This window comes from Paenisporosarcina cavernae (genome assembly GCF_003595195.1).
Classification (GTDB): Bacteria; Bacillota; Bacilli; order Bacillales_A; family Planococcaceae; genus Paenisporosarcina; species Paenisporosarcina cavernae.
On the sequence record NZ_CP032418.1, the window covers coordinates 2,430,567 to 2,452,861 of the forward strand.

A 22,295-nucleotide genomic window follows, 5' to 3' on the forward strand; every position below is an offset into this window, starting at 1 on the left:
AAGGCATTCCGAACAAAATTGAACGGAATGCCTATTACTACTTATTCTGTCACTGCTTCTGCCGCTACTGTGCGAACGACAAATTCATCGTTTTCTACATCGAATACGACTTTATGTCCTGTTAATACTGTACCTTTTAACAATTCTTCCGACAAGCGGTCTTCCACGTGTTTTTGTAGTGCTCGACGAAGTGGACGCGCCCCGTACTCTGGGTCGTAACCTTCCTTCGCGATTTTTTCTTGTGCTTCTGCAGTTAGTTCTAACTCGATATTTTGTTCTTTTAGACGTTTTGTCAGCTGAGCAGTCATTAACGTCACAATTTCTTTTAAGTGTTCTTTTTCTAGTGAATGGAACACAATCATTTCGTCGATACGGTTAAGGAATTCAGGTCGGAATGCTTTTTTCAGCTCTTCTAACATTTTCCCTTTCATATCTTTGTATTGTTGTTCGCCGTCTTGCAAGTTGAATCCAACATATTTGTTTTTCTTCAGTGCATCCGCACCTACGTTGGATGTCATAATGACGACCGTATTTCGGAAGTCGACAGTGCGCCCTTTTGAATCTGTTAAACGACCATCTTCTAATACTTGTAATAAAATATTGAACACATCAGGGTGTGCTTTTTCAATTTCATCCAGCAAGATGACGGAATAAGGTTTACGACGAACTTTCTCAGTCAATTGACCACCTTCGTCAAATCCTACGTATCCTGGAGGGGAACCAACTAGACGTGACGTGGAATGTTTTTCCATATACTCTGACATATCCACACGAATCATCGCGTCTTCATCGCCAAACATGCTCTCTGCAAGTGCACGAGCAAGTTCTGTTTTCCCTACCCCCGTTGGTCCTAAGAAAATGAATGAACCAATTGGACGTTTCGGGTCTTTCAAGCCAGCTCTTGCACGACGAACTGCGCGAGAAATAGCCGTCACTGCTTCGGACTGTCCGATCACGCGTTTGTGCAGCGTATCTTCTAAATTCAATAGTTTTTCTGACTCGGTTTGTGCCAGTTTCGAAACAGGAATTCCTGTCCACATCGATACTACTGCCGCGATATCTTCTACTGTAACTTCCGATTCCGCTTTTCCTTGTTCTTCTTTCCACGATTTCTTCGTGCTTTCTAACTCTTCTTTTAACTTTTGTTCGGTATCGCGGAACGATGCCGCTTTTTCAAATTCTTGGCTTTGAACTGCTGCATTTTTCTCCGAGCGAATTGCTTCTAAACGTGTTTCTAAGTCTTTTAAGTTTGGCGGAGTTGTATACGAACGAAGGCGTACTTTGGAACCCGCCTCATCGATTAAATCGATTGCTTTATCCGGTAAGAAACGATCGGAGATATAGCGGTCAGACATTTTCGCCGCTGCTTCAATTGCTTCATCCGTAATTTTTACACGGTGATGCGCTTCATATCGATCACGCAACCCTTGGATGATTTGAATCGATTCTTCAACAGAAGGTTCATCCACTTGAATCGGTTGGAAGCGACGTTCTAACGCGGCATCTTTTTCAATGTATTTACGGTATTCGTCGAGTGTTGTTGCACCAATACATTGCAACTCCCCACGAGCAAGTGATGGTTTTAAAATATTGGATGCATCAATTGCACCCTCTGCGCCACCTGCACCGATTAACGTATGCAGCTCATCGATGAATAAAATGACGTTACCTGCTTGGCGTATTTCATCCATCACTTTTTTCAATCGATCTTCGAATTCGCCACGATATTTTGTGCCAGCAACAACTGTTCCCATATCTAACGTCATGACACGTTTGTCACGTAGAATTTCCGGCACTTCATTCGCCACAATTTGCTGCGCTAAGCCTTCCGCAATTGCCGTCTTCCCTACTCCGGGTTCGCCGATTAACACCGGGTTATTTTTAGTACGACGAGAAAGCACTTCGATAACACGTGTAATTTCTTTTGAACGACCAATTACTGGATCTAACGTGCCTTCACGTGCGATTTGCGTTAAATCACGCGCTAAACTATCCAGCGTTGGAGTGTTTGCCGCAGCATTTGCTTGGTTGTTGCTAGATTGTGCATGATCGTTACTACCTAGTAATTGCAGCACTTGTTGACGTGCTTTATTCAACGAAACACCTGCATTATTTAGTACACGAGCAGCCACGCCTTCTCCCTCGCGAATCAAGGCAAGAAGCAAGTGTTCTGTCCCAATATAGGAATGACCAAGCTTACGAGACTCGTCGACAGAAAGCTCGATCACTTTTTTCGCACGTGGTGTGTAATGAACAATTGGACCAACGTCCCCTTCTCCAACACCTACGAGTTCTTCAATTCCTTGCTCAATCACTTCTGGGCTTACTTCAATTGCTTCCAGAGCTTTTGCGGCAATCCCGCTACCTTCACGGATTAATCCTAATAATATATGTTCAGTCCCAATGGACTCATGCTTCATACGAATCGCTTCTTCTTGCGCGAGCTGTAATACTTTTTGAGATCGTTGTGTGAATCGATTAAACATCATGAGGTTTCTCCCCTTTAGTTGTAGTTTTGTTTTCTATAGTTAACCGTTCCCTAATCATTTTTGCGCGAAACACATCGCGCTCGTTCGGTTGCAAGGAATTTCCCGCGTATTTTTGGATGAAACCAGGCTGCATGAAAATCATGCATTCATTTAAAATCGACACATCCACGCCTGTAATGATTCCAAGGTCAATACCGAGCCGAACATCCGACAAGCATTTTGCCGCTTCATCGGTTGATATAATTCGAGCGTATGTTAAAACGCCAAGGGAACGATAGAGTGTATCTGCCAACACAGGTTGCTCACTATGAAGGAGCGTTTCCCTAGCTTCCCGTTCTTTTTGAATAATTTGTTCCGTAATGCTTTGTAAATCTTCTAAAATTTCTTCCTCTGTTTTACCGAGCGTTGTTTGGTTAGACACTTGATAGACATTGCCAAGCGCTTCACTACCTTCTCCGTAAATACCACGGACGACCATGCCAACTCGCATAATAGCTTGAATAATTCGTCCCATTTGGTTTGTCATTGTTAACGCTGGTAAGTGCATCATGACAGACGCACGTAACCCCGTTCCCGTGTTCGTCGGGCAACTCGTCAAATACCCAAATTCTTCATCAAATGCATACGGCAATTCTTTTTCAAATATACGGTCGATCGTATCTGCTTGCTCGTACGCCTCTTCTAATTGCAATCCGGGGAATAAACATTGTATGCGTATATGGTCTTCTTCATTCACCATGACGCTAATCCCTTCATCTTCTGAAAGTAAGACAGAGCCAGGAATTTGCCCTTTTGCCAAATTGGGGCTGATTAAATGCTTTTCGACTAGAATTTGACGGTCTAGAGTCGTTGTTTTCTCCATCGGAATAGAGGAGAAGGTCGTGCCGACTTTTTCCGCAGAATCGACTAATGCTGCCGTGACTAATTGATCCACTTGGTGTGCTTCATTTTCCGTGAATGAAAGAGGAAACCGGTAGCCTCGCAAATTTCGGGCTAAGCGAATGCGAGTGCTCATCACGATATCGGAGTCTTCCCCTCGTGGATCCATCCAGCCTGAAACGGAAGATTCTAAAAACTTTTCTATTGTCATGCCGAATCAGCTCCATTCTTCAGCTGTTCTTCTAACATACGTGCTTCGTCTCGAAGGGTTGCGGCTTCCTCAAAATTTTCTTCTGCAACCGCTTCTTGCATTTGTGCACGCAATGATTCAATTTGTTTTTTCAGTTCAATCACTCGCTCAAATCCACCTGGTGTTTTTCCAACATGCTTCGTATTACCATTGTGAAGTCGTTTGAATACACCAGGGAGTTGTTTACGAAAACTATCGTAACAATCCGCGCACCCAAACTTTCCTTTATTCAAAAACTGACGGAACGTCCAATCACAAGTATCACACTTCAATGGTTGATCAGATTGTGCACGTTGCGTTGACTCTTGCGTCGGAACATTAAACCAATTTTGTAATAACTGATGAATCGCCAGAGGATCCTGATGCGCCGCTTCCACATGAAACGGATGCAAATTTTGCGCACAAACCTCGCAGTAATGACGATTGACTTGTTCGCCATTGACCACTTGTGTCACTGTCACCTTTGCCGGACGTTGCTTACAATTTTCACAAATCATGCGCGCTTCACCTCACGATTCTTTTTCATATTTTAACGTCATTAACATCGCTGCCAAAATGCGAGCTCGTAGCTCATCTCTTGAAGGTAAAGGTAACGAAAGCGTGGATCGATCCATCGCCGCTACCATCATCTTTGCTTCCCGCTTATTGATGATTTTCTCATCGAGTAACCGGTAAACAATATCTTCAACACTCGATTGAGCGACACCCTTCCTCAGCGTTGCCAAAATATCTTCAATTAAATCGACCTTCGAATGGGCGCGAACCCGCACAATACGGATGTAGCCGCCTCCACCACGCTTACTCTCCACCAGGTAACCACGATCAGCGGTGAAACGAGTATTAATTACGTAATTTATCTGCGACGGGACACACTGGAACTGCTCCGCAATTTCACTTCGCTTAATTTCCGCATGGCCATTACTATTGGATTCGATAACCTGCTTCAAATAACCTTCTATAATATCCGATATATTACGCACCTCACACGCCACCTCCTGACTTTGACTATCTTTGACTATATTATACAAAGAGGGATGCCGCGGATGCAAAACATACGCTTGTGAGGTTTGGATTGCCTTTCTATCGTGCAAATAGTGGATTCTATCGTGCAACTTTTCATTTCTATCGTGCAAGTATTGGATTCTATCGTGCAACTTTTCATTTCTATCGTGCAAGTATCAAAATAATACAATTTCATCTCACAAAAACGTTACCCAGTTGACGCTAATTTAGCTATTTTCTCTTACATCGCGAATCTTGTATCTTTGATATCTATTTCGAGATATTACCTCTAAGTAAGGTACTCGACTTAACATTCTCTTAGCAGTAGATACATCAGTCATCCCCGAAAACTCCATCCATTCTTTCGTCGTTATTTCATCTGAAAACAATACTCGGTATGCTTCCAATGCTCCCAAGTGGTCGTTCTTCCCTTTATAGCCACACCTCTGACACCGCCAAAGACTATTTTTGAAATGAAGCGTCGCACCGCATTTACAAAGAACACCTTTACGAATGTGCGGCTTAATCTCTGCATAATTGTATGGAATAAAGCGCTTGGCAGGTGTTTGATACTTTTTAAGAAGCTCCTCAATTTCCACGAGATTCAGTTCTTTTTCAGAAGGTAGAATTTCGCTCGCGAAATTCTTTCCGCTTTGTTCTATCGGTGGCAATTTTGCGTCCCAAAATTGCGTTTTATTTCTATCCAAAAATGTTTCCCACTTAGCTGGTAATCCGTATAAGTGAACGATTCCATCGGTATGAAAGGATTTGGTGAGTAGAGATTGTGTGTTGGAGAAAATAAGAAGTTCGTGCACGGGGATATGCAAATGATAGTTCTTCAGAAGTTGTCGGATACAGGTAGCGTTTCGGGCGAGTTGGTCTAGCGGGTTTTTCATGCCTTCAGTTTGTCCTGTCGCAAGGGTACGGGTGAATTGATGTGTGTTAGGTTCGATGTGAAGTGTTCCTATCATGTTTTTCATTTCCAGTAGTAACATACTAGTCTTTGTAAATAATATGCCATCAAGTTGAAAATTCTCACCGTTCACTTCAAGTTGGACATCTTTTAAATAGAGAGTTTCATTTGGGAGTTGTTCGATGGTACGATCGACGCGAAGTTCACCAGCATATCTTGCATCTAGACGCTTTACATGTTCTTGCGCCAGAATAAATGGAGGGCTTTTCGAATGTAACCGAGGAAGAAGTTGTTCGTAAAAGCGGTGACTGGCAGAAGGTGCTCGATTAAAAAGAATGGCTATCACTCCCTTATTAACTAGTGTCCTTGTTTTCAGCGTTCCCTTTAAAAAAGTACGTTCCAGATTTTTTACTAGGTTATCAGAATCCGAAACGAAAGGACAGTGGATGACGCGATTTTCTATTTTCTCCATTTTTAAAAAATTCTATCCACATCGTTTATTAAGCGCTATTCTTTAGCAATGTTACCTCTCTTCCCTATCTCCTCATGAAAATACCATGAACACATCGTTCATTGCATTCTTTTGTTTACACACAAAAACCGCCACCCCATAGAGGTGACGGCTCTTCATTTACAAGAATAAAAATGCGAGTGGTGTAACGATAATCAGCGTTAGAATAACGCGTTGAACCCAGATAACGAGTAGCTTTGGAATCGAGATCGGGATTTCAGTTGAGACGATACACGGCACCACTGCTGAGAAAAAGATGATGGATGATACCGATACGACTCCGATGACGAATTTGACGATGATCCCAGATTCCACAACTAGTAGTGCTGGAAGGAACATTTCAGCTATTCCAAGAGCACTTGCTTTTGCAACAAGCATTGCTTCTGGTAGTTGAAGAATGTACGTGAATGGGTAAAAAATGTATCCTATCCAGTCAAATACTGGCGTGAATTCAGCTAGTACTAACCCGAGTAAGCCAATCGATAGAATGGAAGGTAAGATTGCCATTGCCATCAGGAATCCGTCGCGCACATTTTCCCAGACGTTTTTTCCAAGTGATGGCGCATGTTGAACAGTTGTTTGTGCTTCATTCCAAGCGGATGTTAGACGACTGCCTTCTGGTTTTGTTTCAGGTTGTGGCACAGAACCTTCGTAATAGTCATCCCGAATACGGTTTAATGGCCAAATGCGTGTCGTGATGGCGGTTACTAAAAATGTCACCACAAGTGTAATCCAGAAATAGAGATTCCACATGTCCATCAAGCCTAGTGTTTTCGCAACAATTACCATGAACGTAGCAGAAACAGTGGAGAATCCTGTGGCTATAATTGCCGCTTCTCGTGCGGAATATTTCCCCTCTTTGTACACACGATTCGTGATTAATAATCCTAGTGAGTATGAACCAACGAATGACGCTACTGCATCGATAGCAGATCTACCAGGTGTTTTCCAAAGCGGCTTCATAAGCGGTTGCATTAATACGCCGATGAATTCGAGTAACCCATAACCAACGAGTAATGCTAAAAATACAGCCCCGATGGGTACGAGTAAGCCAACTGCGATGACTAATTTGTCGAATAAAAACGGTCCCATGCTTGGTTCAAATAACCACGCGGGGCCAAATCCGAATACGAGCATAATGCCGACAACTAAACCAATCACTTTAAAGAATGAAAATACTTTGTCGACGGTAGATTTCTTCCATGTTCCAGAGACAAAAGGATACGCTGCTCCAGCAATAATTAAAATGAGTGCGTAATACGGTAGCACTGCCCCTGCATTTGCTTGAATCCAAGACACCATGTGATCGAGTAAAATCGAATTTTTTTCTCCGATAGTGACTGGCACGAAAAACATAAATGCACCGATAAAGCTGTAGACGAAAAACTTCCACATTGGCGCTTTTCGCGTTTCCATTACGTGTGAACTTTCTCCCACTTGTTGCATGTTATTTCCCCCTTGTTTGGTTAACTCTCCCTGTGACAAATTCTAAAAAGGCATACATTCCTGTTTTAACGGTCGCCATTGTTGCGACGTCACGCATTGGGTCGAGACAGACGAAGTCGATATGACGAACTTCCGAATGCTCTCCGACAACTTTTAAAGCGTCAAACAATTCGTCAGCCCTCATTCCACCTGGTGTAGATGCTGGAACGCCTGGTGCGACTGCGATATCTAACACATCCATATCAACCGTCACATAAATGCGATCGACTCGTTCTGCAAGCTCTGCTAGTTTCGTTCGAACGGTCTCGGCGACCCCTTTTCGCCTTGCCGCACGTAACGTTACCATGTCAATGTTGTGTTGTTTGGCATATGTAACAAGTGATGCTGCGTTGAAGTAACCATGAAGTCCAATATTTATTACATCTGAACCTTGAACGATTTCCCCGTCGATTAACTGCCTAATTGGCGTGCCGTTAGCCGGACCAAGTTCACTCGGATCACGAACGTCTAAGTGTGTATCAAACTGCAAAATACCGATTCGTTCGGTTGGATAGGCTTTTTTTACACCTCTCACCGCACAAGCAGTAACGGAGTGATCGCCGCCAATCATGCAAGTGGTTGAGGACGAAAATGTTTGGACTATGTCTTCTGTTGCCTCTTCAATTCGTGAATGGGAGAGTAAGATATCGGTTGTGTGCATCGCAATATCTCCAGCATCTCGAACAGTGAACGCACGTAAATCGATATCCTCTTCTAAATTATATGTCGTAAAACCCTTTCCCATTTTGCGAAATTCTAGCGGATAAGCAGAAGCTGCGGACGGGCTAATCGAAGAACGGGAAAGAGGGGCGCCGTAAAGAATCATGTCCGGACTTTCCCCTTGCATTAACTCTTTTAACCAATGATGCACATATTCCCCTTCTCCAGCTCGCCAGCTCCATTCACTAGGATGCACATGACGCATTTATCCAACCACCTTTACGCCTTTTTTCCACACAGAGCCAACGTGGTTTTCGCCGAATAAATATTGCAATTCTTGATAGTTTTTCACATTCCACATCACGATGTCGCCTTGCTTTCCAACTTCAAGCGAACCAACTTTATCTTCCATTTTGATTGCGCAAGCGGCATTATATGTCGCAGCGACAAGCGCTTCCGCTGGAGTTAAGCGCATCGAGATACACGCTAAATTCATGACGAGCGGCATAGACGTTGTTGGGGAAGATCCCGGATTGCAGTCAGTTGATATCGCGACCGCAACACCAGCATCGACCATTGCCCGACCTTTTGCTGCTTCTTCCCGCAAGTACAGTGCAGTCGCTGGCAATAAACACGCGATCACGCCAGCTTTCGCCATGTCCGCAACTCCTTGATCCGATGCTTTTAATAAATGCTCAGCAGAAATAGCTCCTACTCTCGCAGCAAGTTCCGCCCCGCCATATGATTCTATTTCGTCCGCATGAATTTTCGGGATTAATCCGTACTTTTTCCCTGCTTCTAAAATACGTTCTGATTGCTCCGGAGTGAAGACTCCCATTTCACAAAATACATCGTTAAATACGGCTAATTTTTCGTTTGCAACAGTTGGAATCATGTCATTTACTACGTATTCTACGTAGTCGTTTTCTCGGCCTTTGTAATCCGTCGGCACTGCATGTGCTCCCATAAATGTCGGCACCACATCTACTGGGTGTTCTGCAGCGAGTCGTTTCATCGCACGCAATTGTTTTAGCTCGGTTTCTACATTTAATCCGTAGCCGCTTTTCCCTTCCACTGTCGTTACTCCGTGTGCTAAGAAAGAATCGAGGCGTTTCTTAGCCTGCTCTACTAATTCGTCTTCCGTTGCTTCTCGTGTCATGCGCGTAGTCGCATGAATGCCTCCTCCAGCATTCATGATTTCCATGTACGTTGCACCTTCTAAACGCATTTCAAACTCGCGCTCTCGCGATCCTCCATATGGAAGATGCGTATGTGGATCTACTAAACCAGGTGTAACAAGTCGACCTGTTGCATCGACTACTTCCGCATCGGTGTCCGCGAAATGACTTTCCAATTCCGCAGTGGTACCGACAGCGACAATTTCTCCATCTTGAATGAAGACACTTCCGTCTTCAATGAGTCCAAGTTCCGACATCTCGGATTTTGTTCGAGGTTTTTTATTCCCAGCAACGGTCACCAGTTGTGCTGCGTTTTTAATCCAAAGTGAGGTCATTTATGCTTTCTCTCCTAACATCGGAATTTTGACGCCTTTCTCACGAGCCGTTTTTTCCGCTAGTTCATATCCTGCATCAACGTGACGAACTACACCCATTCCTGGGTCTGTTGTTAATACGCGCTCTAAGCGAGCTTCTGCTTCTTTGGTTCCATCCGCAACAATAACCATCCCAGCATGCATCGAGTAGCCCATTCCAACTCCACCGCCGTGATGAACGGATACCCACGTAGCGCCACCAACTGCATTCACCATCGCATTTAAAATTGGCCAGTCTGCTACAACATCCGAGCCATCTTTCATTGCTTCTGTTTCACGATTTGGCGAAGCAACCGAACCAGAGTCTAAGTGATCACGACCAATGACAATCGGCGCGCTCAACTCGCCACTTGCGACCATGTCATTAATAATTTTCCCAAAGCGTGCACGTTCACCGTACCCTAACCAACAAATACGAGACGGTAACCCTTGGAATTGAATCTTCTCTTGCGCCATTTTAATCCAGTTGCACAAATGCGTGTTGTAGCTGAACTCACGCAAAATGACTTCATCTGTTTTGCGAATGTCTTCAGGATCTCCTGATAAAGCTACCCAACGAAACGGCCCTTTTCCTTCGCAGAACTGCGGACGGATATAGGCAGGAACGAATCCAGGGAAATCAAATGCGCGTTCGACGCCTTCATCTTTCGCCACTTGACGAATATTGTTTCCATAATCAAATGTGATAGCACCTTTATCCATCATGTCCACCATTGCTGACACGTGTTTTGCCATCGACGCTTTCGAACGTTTCACATACTCTTCTGGATTTGAAGCACGAAGTTCCGCCGCTTCCTCTAGTGACATGCCTTCTGGAATATATCCGTTTAACGGGTCATGTGCAGACGTTTGGTCAGTTAACACATCTGGAATAAATCCACGGGAAATCATTTCCGGTAAAATTTCGGAAGCATTTCCAAGAAGTCCGATAGAAAGAGCTTTTCCTTCTTTTTTCGCTTCTTCTGCCAACTTAATCGCTTCGTCTAACGAGTCTGTTTTCACGTCTGTGTAACGTGTTTCAATTCGACGATCAATACGTGTTTCATCCACTTCAATGCCGATACACACGCCACCTGCCATTGTCACCGCAAGTGGTTGTGCACCACCCATTCCGCCTAGACCAGCAGTAACCGTAATTGTTCCTTTTAATGATTCGCCGAAATGTTGTTTCGCAAGTTCTGCAAACGTTTCATACGTTCCTTGGACAATCCCTTGAGAGCCAATGTATATCCAGCTACCAGCTGTCATTTGCCCGTACATCATTAAGCCGCGTTTATCTAATTCATGGAACGTTTCCCAGTTGGCATATGCAGGCACAATATTAGAGTTCGCAAGTAACACGCGCGGAGCATCCGTATGCGTTTTGAAAATAGCAACAGGTTTTCCTGACTGAATCAGTAACGTCTCGTCATTTTCCAAATTCTCAAGTGAACGGACAATCGCGTCAAAGCTTTCCCAGTTACGCGCCGCTTTTCCAATGCCACCGTACACCACTAACTTATCCGGGTGCTCTGCTACATCCGGGTGTAAGTTGTTGCATAACATTCGAAGCGCTGCCTCTTGCTGCCAACCTTTTGTATGTAATTCTGTCCCTCTGTATTGAGGTACCTTTTCTTGTGCTGTCGTTTCCATCCACTATTCCTCCTAAAATCTCGATGAGTATTATTATATCGTGAATTTTCTGTCAATAATTAATAAAAACCGAACAAAATATTGTTCGGTTGCATAAATTATTTAATTATTATCAACAATGTTAGATTGTTGCATCGATTTATAATGTGATGGAAATACGCCTGTACTTTCTTTAAACTTCTGGGTAAAATAACTCGCTTGTCGAAATCCCGTCAACCGTGCAATTTCTTTTACAGGTAGCGATGTCTCTAACAACAATCGTTTCGCTTCCTGCACACGAAATGCCAATACATAATCACGGAAATGGACACCTTGCTCTTTCAAAAAACGACGTGACAACGTACTCTTATGAACACTCAAATGCGACGCACATTCCGCTAATCCCCAATCCGGATTCCAATAATTACGCTCCACTAGCTCATGAACACGCTTTGCAGTAGATGTCTCGTCAGAGCCTTTTTGGGGAATGAAATGCAGCAATTCCTGTGCGAAGGAGACGTACTGTTGCACAATGTCATACATCACGACGCCATGAACTGTTTTCTCAAACAATGCGTGATACCGTCGTTCCAAATCGCCTTGTTTTAGCCTATACGTCGTCATATACCGCCTTAGTTGAGCAAGAACGCTCGTTAAACGGATACGAACTAGCTCTGGATCTGGATAAGGATCTTCCAAAACGAAGAAATGGTGTTCTAGCCACTTCTTCACACCTTTTTTATCCTGGCGCTCTAGCATTTCAATCCATTCTCGTTGCTCGACAGGTGTTAAAAACGGATCGAATTCACACCACTCTTCTACTTTTTCTTCAATCGATACAATGTCAAAGCCTTCATAGAAAATCTTCTGCTGGGCAGATTTCACTTGCTGATACCATTCTGGCAGAGATTTCTGGTCGTCCACATTCAGTAGATACGCACTGAATAACGTCTGCATCGTTTTCTTTCCTTCAAGTGAAAAGCGCTCGATCGATTTTTTCAAATGACTCGCGGTTGTAGTGGGTGCGAGAAGTAGAATGCCTTCTGATAAGGGAAGGAACGTTACCTGAAACGAAAAGACATGAGCGGTTAATGCGTCCAAAAGAGATTCTTTCTCTTCTTTCCGTTTAGGTACAATCATCGCGACGCTACTGTTAGGTGGAAGTGTTTTATTCCCAAGAAACACATCGTGATGTGTAAAGGTATTTTTGTCCCCTTCTGCTCCCTGCGCGCGATTTGTTGCGTTCCGTAAACGAAACTTCGCTTGTTGCACAATCGGAATGAGTGCTTCCGGTAAAAACGGTCGAAAAAGCAATTGATCCGCTTTTTTCTGAAACGCCTCATATGTTTTATGAAAGGTTCGCTCCGAAGAAATTCCGGTCCACATGGCGGGTGTTAGATGGATCTCTGATGCCTCCACCATGCCGAGGTCGATAAACGTGTAATCGAACCCCTCCGCTTGTTCTTTGGCCAGTACGTCTGGAACGTTTGTAGCAGCTACGACTTCTATATCGTTCCATCTACTTTTTAACACCCATTCAATTCCTTGTGCTTCTAATACGTCTTCCGTTGCAATGAGTATTTTCATCTGACATTCCCCTTATTCTGGGATAGGTGCTCCGTGCGCTTGCCATTCTTCTTGCGATGGACCGTATGCACCAATTAACGGCAGTCCTGCTAAACGCATGAGCGTCGTCAATTGCCCACGATGATGAATTTGATGGCGATCGAGCATCGCTAAAGAAAGATGATTTTTCCACATCTCCCCATACATATCCGATTCTTTTTGTAAGTCGGCATCTTGCCACTGTGACCGAAGCGCTTCTGCGATTCCCTTGGATGCTTGTTCATAGCCCTTTCGGATGGAAGCAGCATCCTGTGGCATTGGCGCATCATGTTCAGGGGCATGGAACGTCAACCCTAGTCGACTGCCAATTTCATGAATCGATGTGACGACATGCCATGCTAAAAAGCCAATCGACCGAACTTGTTCTGAGGCTCTGTATGATAACGACTCGTCCGTCAGAAAAACAAATAACTTTGCTGTTTGTTCACTTTCGAATTCCCAATCCTTTAAAAATTCTTCTACTGTGTGATACATCCCTAACTCCTCCTTTTGTTAGTAAAATAATCGAAGCATAACCTCTCGTTGGGGAACGTCGTACGTTTCCATTTTGCGTAAAAACGTTTCTTTGTCATACGGTACTTCCTGTAACGAGACAGTTACTTTTTCATTAACCCCTTCCACAATAGCAAAACGCGCTTTGTCGTCTTTCCCTACACCTAACGCACCAGGATTTAGATAGACATGCCGATGATCTTGAAAAAAATGGACGGGGTGATGATGGCCAAAGCAAATAACATCCTCTTCATAATCGCCAAAAAGTGATTGCACATTGTCTAGCGATTCACCAACGATGTCTGCAAATGGTTCTTCCAAAATGGATGCGTCTTTTTTGTATTCGGGAATGTGGTAGTGAATTCCTTTTAGTTGCATGCCATCGATCGAAAAAACTCGTTCTCGTGGCAGCGCATCAAGATAGTCTGCATGTGTTTGCTCTAGCTGACTTGCTACCCATTTATGGTGTTCACGTGTATGTACGTAGCTCGCCGGATGCCCGTTCCCTTTCTTTAAAGAAACAACTGCTTCATCATGATTACCCGTAATCATGTGAACGCGTGCATCCTCTCGGAGAAGTGCCATCACTTCATTTGAATTCGGTCCCATCGCTATCATATCTCCGAGGACGAAAATAGATTCCACACTTTTCACTTGATCCATTACCGCTTGCAAGGCTTCTAAATTCCCATGAATGTCTGTCATGATCGCAATTTTCATTGTGTGCCTCCTGTGCTAGTCTAGTAGAGACGAAACGAATCTTAGAAAGCTTTTATTGCTCGTTTCGAATCTAACGAAATGTGATGACGTATGATTTTATTTTCGATTCTTCTAGGTATTATTTTCTTTTTTATTCTCCAACAGCAACGAGCTGTCTTACCGACTGCTTTTCCTGCTGTCATCATGTCTTTTGGTATTGTTAATGTCGGGGTGTTTCATCTTCCTGAGCATACCACAAATTGGACCTATATTTTCTTTCACATCAGCACAAGCTTAGCGACCGCTTTTTTCTGCCAGCAAATTTGGTTAGTGCGTGTGAATAGGTGGAAAGAAACGCACTTCGCAGCTCCACAACAAGCAGTTACGTTTGGAACATGGGTCGCAGGAGGCGTCATTCTCAGTTTACAGTGGATGTATTTGTATAACTTTCTGCTAGTCTCGACGGTCTTATTCGTTGTATTAGGAATTAGCTGGATCCTGTATTTACTCCATGTCGGGATAAGCGCATTCCGTCAACAGCACAGTAGAACTCGCGCAAACGGTACGTATTTACTCCTTACTGTTAGTACACAATCACTCGTCATTTTTGCAAATCACGTATTTCAAGTTTCTGATTTCTGGAATAAAGCATTGCTCATGACAGGAGTGATCTTTTATATCGGGAGTGTTTTCTTTCTATTCCCTTCCATTCAGCGTTCTACTTGGAATGGGACGTATTGTATTTTACATGGTGCATTATCAATAACAGGTGTCGCAACGTTAACCGCGGGTGTATTAGACGAAAATCTACTTCTACCTTTTTGGAGTATAGTGACTTCCTTGTTTATCGGAATCGAATTACTAGAGATTTCACGTTTTACATCGCGACAATCCTTTATCGCATCTCTTCAACCAAACATCACGAATTGGAGTCGACTCTTTACGTTTGGAATGTTTTATACGTTTACCTTTTCGATGTCCTTTCCGCAAGGCTTCCTTTCTACGATTGCGGAAGTAGTAATTCTTGTGCTTCCATTTGTGCTTGTTCCACTAATCGTTAAAGAAATAATTGCTAGTGGAATAGCGTTCTTTACAAAGAAAAAAGTTTTCACTGAATCGAGTTAGGGTAATTGACCTACAATGAATCTATTAATCGGAGGAATATGCATGAGAGGGTACCAATTCTTAGTGAAGCTACAACATGTACAACCAGAAGTATGGCGTCGAATCGTTTTACCAGAAGAGCTTGATTTTTACGATTTACATTCCGTCATTCAACGAGCGATGGGATGGAAAGACGTTCATTTGTTTAGCTTTTTTCTTGAAAATGAAGATACGAACACAACAATCCGATTGGATCGAGACGAAGATTCCGTAGAAGAGCATCAAGCAATGGCTGCTCACTTTAAGAAAAACGTGCCAGAAAAAGACACGTATGCTTATAGCCGATATGAAGACTTTATTCGCACGAACGTTCTACTTGCACGAGAAGTTCCATTAAGTGAATACGTCAGCACTATACCAACATTCGGGTATACGTACGATTTTGGAGATGGTTGGGATCATACCGTTCAATTAGAAGCAATTGTCGAAGATTTCAATAAAGATTTTCCGCTTGTGATGGAGGGAGAAGGAGATTGCCCACCAGAAGATGTTGGTGGACCTCCTGGCTATGCTCATTTTCTCCAAGTGCTTGCAAATCCACAAGACGATGAGCATGACACGATGAAGGCATGGGCAACGTCACAAGGATTTAAATCTTTTTCCGTAAAAGATGCAAACGATGCATTAGAAGAAGAATGGTGTTAATTTCTCAAAAACAGGTTTACATCTTTTTTATTCGGGTAAAGCTACACTAGTTGTAGAAACGGCAAATCTCTAGAGATGAGATTTGCCGTTTTTTAATAGCCAATTCCTACTCGACTTCTGTTAAACGCATTTGACTGAAGTAAGGTACATGCGAATCCCGCAGTGTCACCAACTGTGATTTCAGTAGCACCTTCTGGCAAGAAATCTTTTTCCACACGATAATTCCCTTTCGCATTTCCATCAGGCAAATAAGTGGGACAAACAATCGTCCACTCAAGTGACGATTGTTCTAATGTACGAAAAACTTTTTCATGTTGTTCTGCAGCAAACGTCAACCGTCTTTTCGATTCCGAAGACTGATACCGTAACAAAGAAGGTTCTGTTCTACTTTGCAAAATTCCGGCTGTACCGATGGTGATAATTCGGTTCACCCCGTGCTCTTTCATTGCGTTGGTGATATAGCCTATCGATTCTTCTAACGTGGTAGTTTTATCCGTGCCAATCGCACTTATCACCATATCGGCATTCTCAATAGCTTCTTCTACAAGACGCTCGTCCAAAATAGACCCTTCTATAATTTTCAATGAAGTTGTGGAGAGAAGCTTTGATGCATCACGAACAAGTACTGTTACTTGATGCTCTTTTTCTATCTCTCGAAGAATGGTCGATCCTACTCGTCCAGTTGCGCCAAATAGTGTGATATTCAATTTCTCTCTCACTCCTCTATTTTCATCAAGTCAATTGGTGTCACAATTCCAACAAGTTCATTATTATCACGGATTAATAATGCTTCTAACCGCTTTCCCTTCATTACCGATTTTTTAAAGAGCTCTTCTGCTTGGTAAACGGTCAAATCAGGTGTCACATACTTGGAAATTTCTCTCGACTTTTCATGTTTCACGATTTCCCTTATCATTATTTCCCGGGAAATGAACGGCTCATGATGGTTTTCCGCTAACCAAAACGCGATGCCTACCGTTGTAAGCAACCCTACAAATTCTCCCTCCTCAAAAACCGGAAATTGCGTGAAATGATGTCGCTTTATTTCTTCTAAAACTTTTTCGAGCGAATCGTGTGCTTGAAATGCAGTAACTTTTCTTCGGAAGAAATCCCCTACTGTCAGCGGTTTAGACAATAGCTGATCGATGCGCTCAATATCTTCCACCACAGAATCATGAGGCTCTGCTATCACGTACTCTGTCGATGTTCGATGATGCACGATGGCATTTCGTAAGTCGGCATATTCACGCAAATCATCTTCGAATCTTGCTACTGTGCTGTTCATTCGTTTCGCGCGATCTACCAATTTAAAAAAGGTCATGTATTCACTCGATCCCACGATCGTTTTCAAATGCTGTTCAATGCGGTTAAACGCTGTAATAAATCGATCTGAATTCTTCAATTTTAACCCCTGCTCTCTTTTGGTATGATTAGTAGATATGGAGGGAAAACATGAAAAAAATGGATTGTATTTATTGTCACCCAGAAAAAGATCAAGAGCAACAAATTGTGTTTGAAAATGAGTATTGCCTTTTTTTACAACATCCAAAACATCAAACAATTTTAGAAGGAACGGGCGTTATTGTACCAAGAGCACACAAACAAACAGTCTTCGACTTATCCCCAGAGGAATGGAACGCGACATACGATTTGTTGCAAAAAGTAAAAAACCATTTGGATGAAGCTCATGCACATTCTGGTTATACATTAGGATGGAATGTAGGAGAAGTGTCGAATCAAACGATTCCGCATGCTCATTTACACGTCATCCCTCGGTTTGAAGATGAACCATTCGCGAATAAAGGCCTACGCGCTTGGTTTAAATCAGAAGAAAATAGACGTCCTAGCAGATAATATAACGCATTTTTTCCATAGAAAAGTCCGAGTGAAGGAAACTGACACTCGGACTTTTCTATGCTATTTAATTCTTACGAAATCTTCGCTTTTTTTGTATTCACTTTCGCACCAATTATTCCAAGCCATAGGAGGAAAAGAGAAATCATCACGGTCAAACCAATCGTGATCCATATATCATTTGAATCCACTCCGTCTCGCATCCACGCGATGGCATAACTCGTTAATTTCCAAGGATGCATCGGCCAGTAATTTCCCACGAAAGAAAGTATAATCGGGATCAAAATAACGACAGCGAATGACAGTACAGTCGCTAAGGCTGATCGAAACCATGCACTTAATGTAACAATAACCGTTAATACAAATAACCACCACACCAAGTAAATTCCGACAAAGGAGAAAAATTTCTCGATCTCCACGTATTCAAACAACATCCCCGTGTACCACCAGGAAATAAAGAGTCCAGGGACAACACCAAGAAAAGTAACAATGACTCCAACCGTCCACTTTGCCAAGTAGTAGCTTGTAAATGAAATTGGTCGTGCATAAATCAACGTAGCGGTTCCATTTTGTCTTTCTTTCGAAATGGTTCCGCTAAAAGCAGCCACTAGCACTATCATTCCAATAAACTCATACTGAGAAACCGTCGCTGCAATTACTTCTGCTGGATCTATGTGAGGAATCGGGATAACCGTACCTTCTGGTAAGTTGCCAAATTTCTCTAGAATATCGGGCAAATAATAACTTGTCAACGGTTCAGAAAATCCAAATAGCAGAAAGACGAGTGGTATCCATAAGAGTTTGAAATTCCGAGTCACTTCCGTCCATTCTTTCCACAAAAAAGTTCCATAGCTTCTCATCGTTCCGCCACCACTTTCATAAACAATTCTTCGAGTGAGGTGGTTTTTTCATTTATACTCACAATCGAAAAATGATGTTCGACTAATTCTCGCATGATGGTGGAAACGTTTACGTACTCGCTTGAAGAATCTATCCATACTTTTTCATCTTGACGTCTACTCGGATAAGAAATAAGCTTCTGAAATGCTTCTGCTTCCTCTGTCGAATGAAATTCGACGACAATTGCTGGTTCGGCATGGCGATTCTTCACATCGAATAGCGAGCCTTGCTCGACTACTTTCCCTTTAGAAAGAAACAATAATTGATCCGTCATTTCTTCTGCATCGTTTAAAATATGCGTGGAATATAAAATCGTCATTTCTGGTAGTAAGTTTTTCAGAATCGTCATGACGTCTCTTCTTCCAACAGGATCCAATGCGGAAACTGGCTCATCTAACAACAAGAGCTGCGGTTGATGAATAATAGCTTGGGCAAGTCCCAAGCGCTGTTTCATGCCTCCCGAAAATCCACCAATCTTCTTTTTTCCAACTTCACTTAATCCAACTGCTTCCAGGGTTTCATTCACCTTCGTCAAAAGACCTTTCGATTCTAACCCGTGTAGCTTTGCGGAGAGTTGAACATATTCTGTCGCCGTCATCCACGGATAAAACATCGGATATTGGGGTAGAAAGCCTACGAATGGTCGAATATCCTGCGAAGGTTTCCCTTCCCAGTAAATCGTACCATTTGTCGGTTGCAATAGAGTTGCTAGCATCGATAATGTGGTTGTTTTCCCAGAACCATTAGCTCCTATTAGTGCAGTGGATGTTCCTTTATTTAAGGTAAAGGAAATATCATCAACGGCGATAAATTGTTGGAAATACTTTGATAGATGTTGAACTTCAAGCAAAGTACTCATGCTTGCTTCCTACCTACAGTAAAGTAAAGAATCGGACCAATTATATTGATAAAAATAATAAGGAATACCCAAAGTAATTTCGGTCCATTCGTCCGATCAATTTTCGATAAATCGATTAAAGCAACAACCACTAAAATGAATTGAATGATTAATAAAGGTGCAATAATCATCCAAGGAATTGCAGGTAATGTCTCCATTTTCGTTCCTCATCTCTACTTAGTAGTAAACCCGATAAAAATCATAAATACGATAAATACAAACACTATGCCCCAAGCGAATGGCTGCCCAAAATTAAGTGTCCAGCCGATGCCAAATCGTTTTTCAACAACTATACTTGGATCGTTTTTATTCACATAAAATAATCCGTATTTCCAGTGGTGATCTTCTAACGAATCAGTGCTAGTATCTCCGACTTCCTCATCCTCCATTGTTGTATATCGCGAGCCGCTTTGTCCTACTTTGAGGGTGTAGATCAGAACAGCACCAAGAATCCCCATAACAAACAACACCGATAGAATCATCATCCCTTTTGCTGTACCAAAGTCGGGATACAAAATCGAAAGCTGAGCATACCCCAATAATACTGTTATCGCGATACTGATAAATAAGAGCAACCAGCTCGTGAATTTACGAAAAGCAAGCTGTTGTTCTAAAGAACGTTTTTTGGCCCGTACTTGCAAATTCGCTCCTGATTTTGCAAGTGATAGACGGAAAAACCATAGCAATCCTTGGATGAATAACAGACTAACCGGCAAACTGATTACCGTTGCTATTCGTTTATTCGCAAAACCATCCACTTCACCAGTTGGCCCCCAATGAACAGGAATCGAGTTTGGAAGCTCGTCATATTTCACCAAAAGAAGCACACCGATTGCGATGGAAAAAATCATTGGAATCACATAAAAATAAGAAGGTATAAGTTCTAATCGATGACGAAACGACGTATCGATCACTTTTTTCACTCGTCTACCACTTGCCCAATTCTCTTTTTGTTTCCAAGCTCGCACTTTTTGATGGTGAATCACATAAAGCCCAAGTGATACAACCATTCCAACAAATAGACTACTTGCACCCCAGAATGACTGAGAAGCCTCATTCCACTCCAAAATGACATTCGCGAGTAGATAAGCACCGATAAAAACTACTTCTAGTAAAAGGAGTAAAAGCGTGTATCTTTTTTTCAACTGAACGATACGCTCATCGTGTACATACTCTTCCGGGATACGGATTCCAAAGACTTCTGTCTCCCGAATGTAATACGGAATAATCGCCTGCAGAGTAAACGTAAATATTAAAATAATGACAAACAGCCACATCGCCATACTGTCACCCCTTTACTTCTTGTTGAATGGCTTGAATTATTTTTATCATGTCTTGCTCACTTACCTTTCTGCATAAAGCTTCGATAATGAATGGGCGCAGCTCTTGTTTCCATTGTTCCATTTCTTCCTTGGTCATTTCTCTTGAAGCCTGTTGATGAATAAATACCCCTGTCTTCGGAACAATTTCGATAAACTTTTTCTCCTCTAAATAATGATATGCTTTATTCACCGTGTGCATATTCATCTGTAAATCCGCTGCTAAACTCCGAACGGAGGGTAAGGAATCTCCAGGGCGCAAGTGACCTGACGCAACATGCTCCATTATTCCTCTCGCTAACTGGAGGTAAATAGGAATAGAGGAATCGACTTCTATTTCAATAAACATCGTACCTCTCCTTTGTTCTACTAGTCGTATAACAGTTGTTATACATATAATAGAACAGTTATTTCTCATACGTCAAGTTATTTCGAGCCATTTTATCCCATAAAAAAACTGCCCGTGACCAAAGTCGTTCGGACAGTGTATGTTCAATTGGTTCACCCTCGCAAAAATCCACCTTCTGAATGAATGACTTGCCCAGTAATCCACTCTGCTTCTTCACTCGCTAAAAATCCGATCATCCGAGCGCAATCCTCAGGTGTACCGATTCGTCCCATCAAAAATTTTGGAAGGAGATGATTTCGTATTTCATCGGTCATCCAAGTAGAATCAGTTGGCCCTGGATTCACAGCGTTCACCGTAATACCAAGTGGCGCAAGCTCAGCTGATAAGGACACAGTAAAAGCAGAAAGAGCGCCTTTCGATGCAACATATGCTAAGTTCCCCGGCATCGGTCCAATATCTTGGCCAGAAGTTAAGGAAATAATTCGTCCCCATTTTAGCCCGTGAGTTTGAAGAGTGCGTGCAAACTCCACACTCAGTAAACACGTGGTCCGAACATTCACCGCATAATGAGCATCTAAGGTTTTCACATCTAAGTCCATAAAGTCGGAATTGATGGTGTGAGCGGCATTGTTGATTAATATTGTTGGTATGTCTAGTGTATCGATCGCATCTACCATCACTTCCTTAGCGGCATCCGGTTTTGACAAATCAATTTCTTTTCCCCTGCAACGAACTCCCATGCTTTCAAGTTCATTCACAAACTGTTCTTTCCAATGGGCATCTGCTTTAAAATACGTAAAAAAGATATCGACACCTTGTGACGCCAACTTACGACAGATCGCCGCTCCTATATCATTTGGATGACTCGCTCCTGTTACAATTGCCACTGGTTTATATGTCACGATTCTCAACACCTTATCTCTGAAATTTTTGTATTAAAAAAACAGATACTGCGACGTATCTGTTTTTATGAATCGAAAAAAATGAAATCTTTATA

Annotated in this window: 23 protein-coding genes; 3 read left to right on the forward strand and 20 right to left on the reverse strand. The window is 42.6% G+C overall.

What is annotated here, in order from left to right; all coding sequences use genetic code 11:
* Nucleotides 1-41 precede the first annotated feature (41 nt).
* The 12 genes from clpC to D3873_RS12765 form a co-directional block, all read right to left on the reverse strand.
* Nucleotides 42-2,489: an ATP-dependent protease ATP-binding subunit ClpC gene (gene clpC, locus D3873_RS12710; protein WP_119884354.1), complete on the reverse strand. Its 2,448-nt coding sequence runs from the start codon at nucleotides 2,487-2,489 to the stop codon at nucleotides 42-44.
* Nucleotides 2,479-3,579, reverse strand: coding sequence for a protein-arginine kinase McsB (locus D3873_RS12715; RefSeq protein ID WP_119884355.1), 1,101 nt, complete (start codon nucleotides 3,577-3,579; stop codon nucleotides 2,479-2,481). Before D3873_RS12715 ends, clpC begins: the two co-directional genes overlap by 11 nt.
* The gene (locus D3873_RS12720) at nucleotides 3,576-4,115 is read right to left on the reverse strand and encodes a UvrB/UvrC motif-containing protein (RefSeq protein WP_119884356.1); all 540 of its coding nucleotides are present in this window, start codon (nucleotides 4,113-4,115) and stop codon (nucleotides 3,576-3,578) included. The genes D3873_RS12715 and D3873_RS12720 overlap by 4 nt, the downstream gene beginning before the upstream one ends.
* A gap of 12 nt (nucleotides 4,116-4,127) precedes the next feature.
* Nucleotides 4,128-4,598, reverse strand: coding sequence for a CtsR family transcriptional regulator (locus D3873_RS12725; RefSeq protein WP_119884357.1), 471 nt, complete (start codon nucleotides 4,596-4,598; stop codon nucleotides 4,128-4,130).
* Nucleotides 4,599-4,847: 249 nt separating this feature from the next.
* The gene (locus D3873_RS12730; RefSeq protein ID WP_162920207.1) at nucleotides 4,848-5,879 is read right to left on the reverse strand and encodes a nuclease-related domain-containing protein; all 1,032 of its coding nucleotides are present in this window, start codon (nucleotides 5,877-5,879) and stop codon (nucleotides 4,848-4,850) included.
* Between the two features lie 285 nt (nucleotides 5,880-6,164).
* Nucleotides 6,165-7,490 (reverse strand): YjiH family protein, encoded by a 1,326-nt coding sequence (locus D3873_RS12735; protein ID WP_119884359.1) that lies wholly within the window; start codon nucleotides 7,488-7,490, stop codon nucleotides 6,165-6,167.
* 1 nt (nucleotide 7,491) lies between these two features.
* Nucleotides 7,492-8,454 (reverse strand): agmatinase family protein, encoded by a 963-nt coding sequence (locus D3873_RS12740; RefSeq protein WP_119884360.1) that lies wholly within the window; start codon nucleotides 8,452-8,454, stop codon nucleotides 7,492-7,494.
* Nucleotides 8,455-9,702, reverse strand: a complete 1,248-nt coding sequence (gene hutI, locus D3873_RS12745; RefSeq protein ID WP_119884361.1) for an imidazolonepropionase — start codon at nucleotides 9,700-9,702, stop codon at nucleotides 8,455-8,457.
* Entirely contained in the window at nucleotides 9,703-11,373 is a 1,671-nt protein-coding gene (hutU, locus tag D3873_RS12750; RefSeq protein WP_119884362.1) for a urocanate hydratase, read from the reverse strand. It lies immediately after the preceding gene.
* Between the two features lie 102 nt (nucleotides 11,374-11,475).
* Complete coding sequence (locus tag D3873_RS12755; protein ID WP_119884363.1) at nucleotides 11,476-12,939, reverse strand: response regulator transcription factor; 1,464 nt, start codon at nucleotides 12,937-12,939, stop codon at nucleotides 11,476-11,478.
* 12 nt (nucleotides 12,940-12,951) lie between these two features.
* Complete coding sequence (locus tag D3873_RS12760) at nucleotides 12,952-13,452, reverse strand: DinB family protein (protein ID WP_119884364.1); 501 nt, start codon at nucleotides 13,450-13,452, stop codon at nucleotides 12,952-12,954.
* Between the two features lie 18 nt (nucleotides 13,453-13,470).
* Complete coding sequence (locus tag D3873_RS12765) at nucleotides 13,471-14,190, reverse strand: metallophosphoesterase family protein (protein ID WP_119884365.1); 720 nt, start codon at nucleotides 14,188-14,190, stop codon at nucleotides 13,471-13,473.
* Between the two features lie 90 nt (nucleotides 14,191-14,280).
* Here D3873_RS12765 and D3873_RS12770 point away from each other — a divergent pair, with 90 nt between their 5' ends.
* Entirely contained in the window at nucleotides 14,281-15,294 is a 1,014-nt protein-coding gene (locus D3873_RS12770) for a TDT family transporter (protein ID WP_119884366.1), read from the forward strand.
* A gap of 42 nt (nucleotides 15,295-15,336) precedes the next feature.
* The gene (locus D3873_RS12775; RefSeq protein WP_119884367.1) at nucleotides 15,337-15,978 is read left to right on the forward strand and encodes a plasmid pRiA4b ORF-3 family protein; all 642 of its coding nucleotides are present in this window, start codon (nucleotides 15,337-15,339) and stop codon (nucleotides 15,976-15,978) included.
* Between the two features lie 92 nt (nucleotides 15,979-16,070).
* Here D3873_RS12775 and D3873_RS12780 read toward each other — a convergent pair whose 3' ends face one another.
* Nucleotides 16,071-16,685 carry an NAD(P)-dependent oxidoreductase gene (locus D3873_RS12780; RefSeq protein ID WP_119884368.1) on the reverse strand — a complete coding sequence of 205 codons (615 nt, stop codon included), beginning with the start codon at nucleotides 16,683-16,685 and terminating at the stop codon, nucleotides 16,071-16,073.
* Nucleotides 16,686-16,693: 8 nt separating this feature from the next.
* Complete coding sequence (locus tag D3873_RS12785; protein WP_238473791.1) at nucleotides 16,694-17,380, reverse strand: CBS domain-containing protein; 687 nt, start codon at nucleotides 17,378-17,380, stop codon at nucleotides 16,694-16,696.
* A 50-nt stretch (nucleotides 17,381-17,430) separates the two neighbouring features.
* Here D3873_RS12785 and D3873_RS12790 point away from each other — a divergent pair, with 50 nt between their 5' ends.
* Nucleotides 17,431-17,832 (forward strand): HIT family protein, encoded by a 402-nt coding sequence (locus D3873_RS12790; RefSeq protein WP_119884369.1) that lies wholly within the window; start codon nucleotides 17,431-17,433, stop codon nucleotides 17,830-17,832.
* 74 nt (nucleotides 17,833-17,906) lie between these two features.
* Here D3873_RS12790 and D3873_RS12795 read toward each other — a convergent pair whose 3' ends face one another.
* The 6 genes from D3873_RS12795 to D3873_RS12820 all read right to left on the reverse strand — a co-directional run bounded on the left by D3873_RS12795 (nucleotide 17,907) and on the right by D3873_RS12820 (nucleotide 22,200).
* A complete protein-coding gene (locus D3873_RS12795) occupies nucleotides 17,907-18,692 on the reverse strand; it encodes an ABC transporter permease (RefSeq protein ID WP_119884370.1) in 786 nt (261 codons plus the stop codon).
* Nucleotides 18,689-19,591, reverse strand: a complete 903-nt coding sequence (locus tag D3873_RS12800) for an ABC transporter ATP-binding protein (protein WP_119884371.1) — start codon at nucleotides 19,589-19,591, stop codon at nucleotides 18,689-18,691. The genes D3873_RS12795 and D3873_RS12800 overlap by 4 nt, the downstream gene beginning before the upstream one ends.
* The gene (locus D3873_RS12805) at nucleotides 19,588-19,788 is read right to left on the reverse strand and encodes a PLDc N-terminal domain-containing protein (RefSeq protein ID WP_119884372.1); all 201 of its coding nucleotides are present in this window, start codon (nucleotides 19,786-19,788) and stop codon (nucleotides 19,588-19,590) included. The genes D3873_RS12800 and D3873_RS12805 overlap by 4 nt, the downstream gene beginning before the upstream one ends.
* Before the next feature lie 15 nt (nucleotides 19,789-19,803).
* Nucleotides 19,804-20,913 carry a DUF1648 domain-containing protein gene (locus D3873_RS12810; protein ID WP_119884373.1) on the reverse strand — a complete coding sequence of 370 codons (1,110 nt, stop codon included), beginning with the start codon at nucleotides 20,911-20,913 and terminating at the stop codon, nucleotides 19,804-19,806.
* 4 nt (nucleotides 20,914-20,917) lie between these two features.
* Nucleotides 20,918-21,298 (reverse strand): GntR family transcriptional regulator, encoded by a 381-nt coding sequence (locus tag D3873_RS12815; RefSeq protein ID WP_119884374.1) that lies wholly within the window; start codon nucleotides 21,296-21,298, stop codon nucleotides 20,918-20,920.
* A 152-nt stretch (nucleotides 21,299-21,450) separates the two neighbouring features.
* A complete protein-coding gene (locus D3873_RS12820) occupies nucleotides 21,451-22,200 on the reverse strand; it encodes an SDR family oxidoreductase (RefSeq protein WP_238473792.1) in 750 nt (249 codons plus the stop codon).
* Between the last annotated feature and the right edge of the window lie 95 nt (nucleotides 22,201-22,295).

What these genes read in the sequence shown, in the direction of transcription:
- clpC (WP_119884354.1), bottom strand. Translation starts at nt 2,489, where the DNA reads ATGATGTTTAATCGATTCACACAACGATCTCAAAAAGTATTACAGCTC.
- D3873_RS12715 (WP_119884355.1), bottom strand. Translation starts at nt 3,579, where the DNA reads ATGACAATAGAAAAGTTTTTAGAATCTTCCGTTTCAGGCTGGATGGAT.
- D3873_RS12720 (WP_119884356.1), bottom strand. Translation starts at nt 4,115, where the DNA reads ATGATTTGTGAAAATTGTAAGCAACGTCCGGCAAAGGTGACAGTGACA.
- D3873_RS12735 (WP_119884359.1), bottom strand. Translation starts at nt 7,490, where the DNA reads ATGCAACAAGTGGGAGAAAGTTCACACGTAATGGAAACGCGAAAAGCG.
- D3873_RS12740 (WP_119884360.1), bottom strand. Translation starts at nt 8,454, where the DNA reads ATGCGTCATGTGCATCCTAGTGAATGGAGCTGGCGAGCTGGAGAAGGG.
- hutI (WP_119884361.1), bottom strand. Translation starts at nt 9,702, where the DNA reads ATGACCTCACTTTGGATTAAAAACGCAGCACAACTGGTGACCGTTGCT.
- hutU (WP_119884362.1), bottom strand. Translation starts at nt 11,373, where the DNA reads ATGGAAACGACAGCACAAGAAAAGGTACCTCAATACAGAGGGACAGAA.
- D3873_RS12755 (WP_119884363.1), bottom strand. Translation starts at nt 12,939, where the DNA reads ATGAAAATACTCATTGCAACGGAAGACGTATTAGAAGCACAAGGAATT.
- D3873_RS12760 (WP_119884364.1), bottom strand. Translation starts at nt 13,452, where the DNA reads ATGTATCACACAGTAGAAGAATTTTTAAAGGATTGGGAATTCGAAAGT.
- D3873_RS12765 (WP_119884365.1), bottom strand. Translation starts at nt 14,190, where the DNA reads ATGAAAATTGCGATCATGACAGACATTCATGGGAATTTAGAAGCCTTG.
- D3873_RS12770 (WP_119884366.1), top strand. Translation starts at nt 14,281, where the DNA reads ATGATTTTATTTTCGATTCTTCTAGGTATTATTTTCTTTTTTATTCTC.
- D3873_RS12775 (WP_119884367.1), top strand. Translation starts at nt 15,337, where the DNA reads ATGAGAGGGTACCAATTCTTAGTGAAGCTACAACATGTACAACCAGAA.
- D3873_RS12790 (WP_119884369.1), top strand. Translation starts at nt 17,431, where the DNA reads ATGAAAAAAATGGATTGTATTTATTGTCACCCAGAAAAAGATCAAGAG.
- D3873_RS12795 (WP_119884370.1), bottom strand. Translation starts at nt 18,692, where the DNA reads ATGAGAAGCTATGGAACTTTTTTGTGGAAAGAATGGACGGAAGTGACT.
- D3873_RS12800 (WP_119884371.1), bottom strand. Translation starts at nt 19,591, where the DNA reads ATGAGTACTTTGCTTGAAGTTCAACATCTATCAAAGTATTTCCAACAA.
- D3873_RS12805 (WP_119884372.1), bottom strand. Translation starts at nt 19,788, where the DNA reads ATGGAGACATTACCTGCAATTCCTTGGATGATTATTGCACCTTTATTA.
- D3873_RS12810 (WP_119884373.1), bottom strand. Translation starts at nt 20,913, where the DNA reads ATGGCGATGTGGCTGTTTGTCATTATTTTAATATTTACGTTTACTCTG.
- D3873_RS12815 (WP_119884374.1), bottom strand. Translation starts at nt 21,298, where the DNA reads ATGTTTATTGAAATAGAAGTCGATTCCTCTATTCCTATTTACCTCCAG.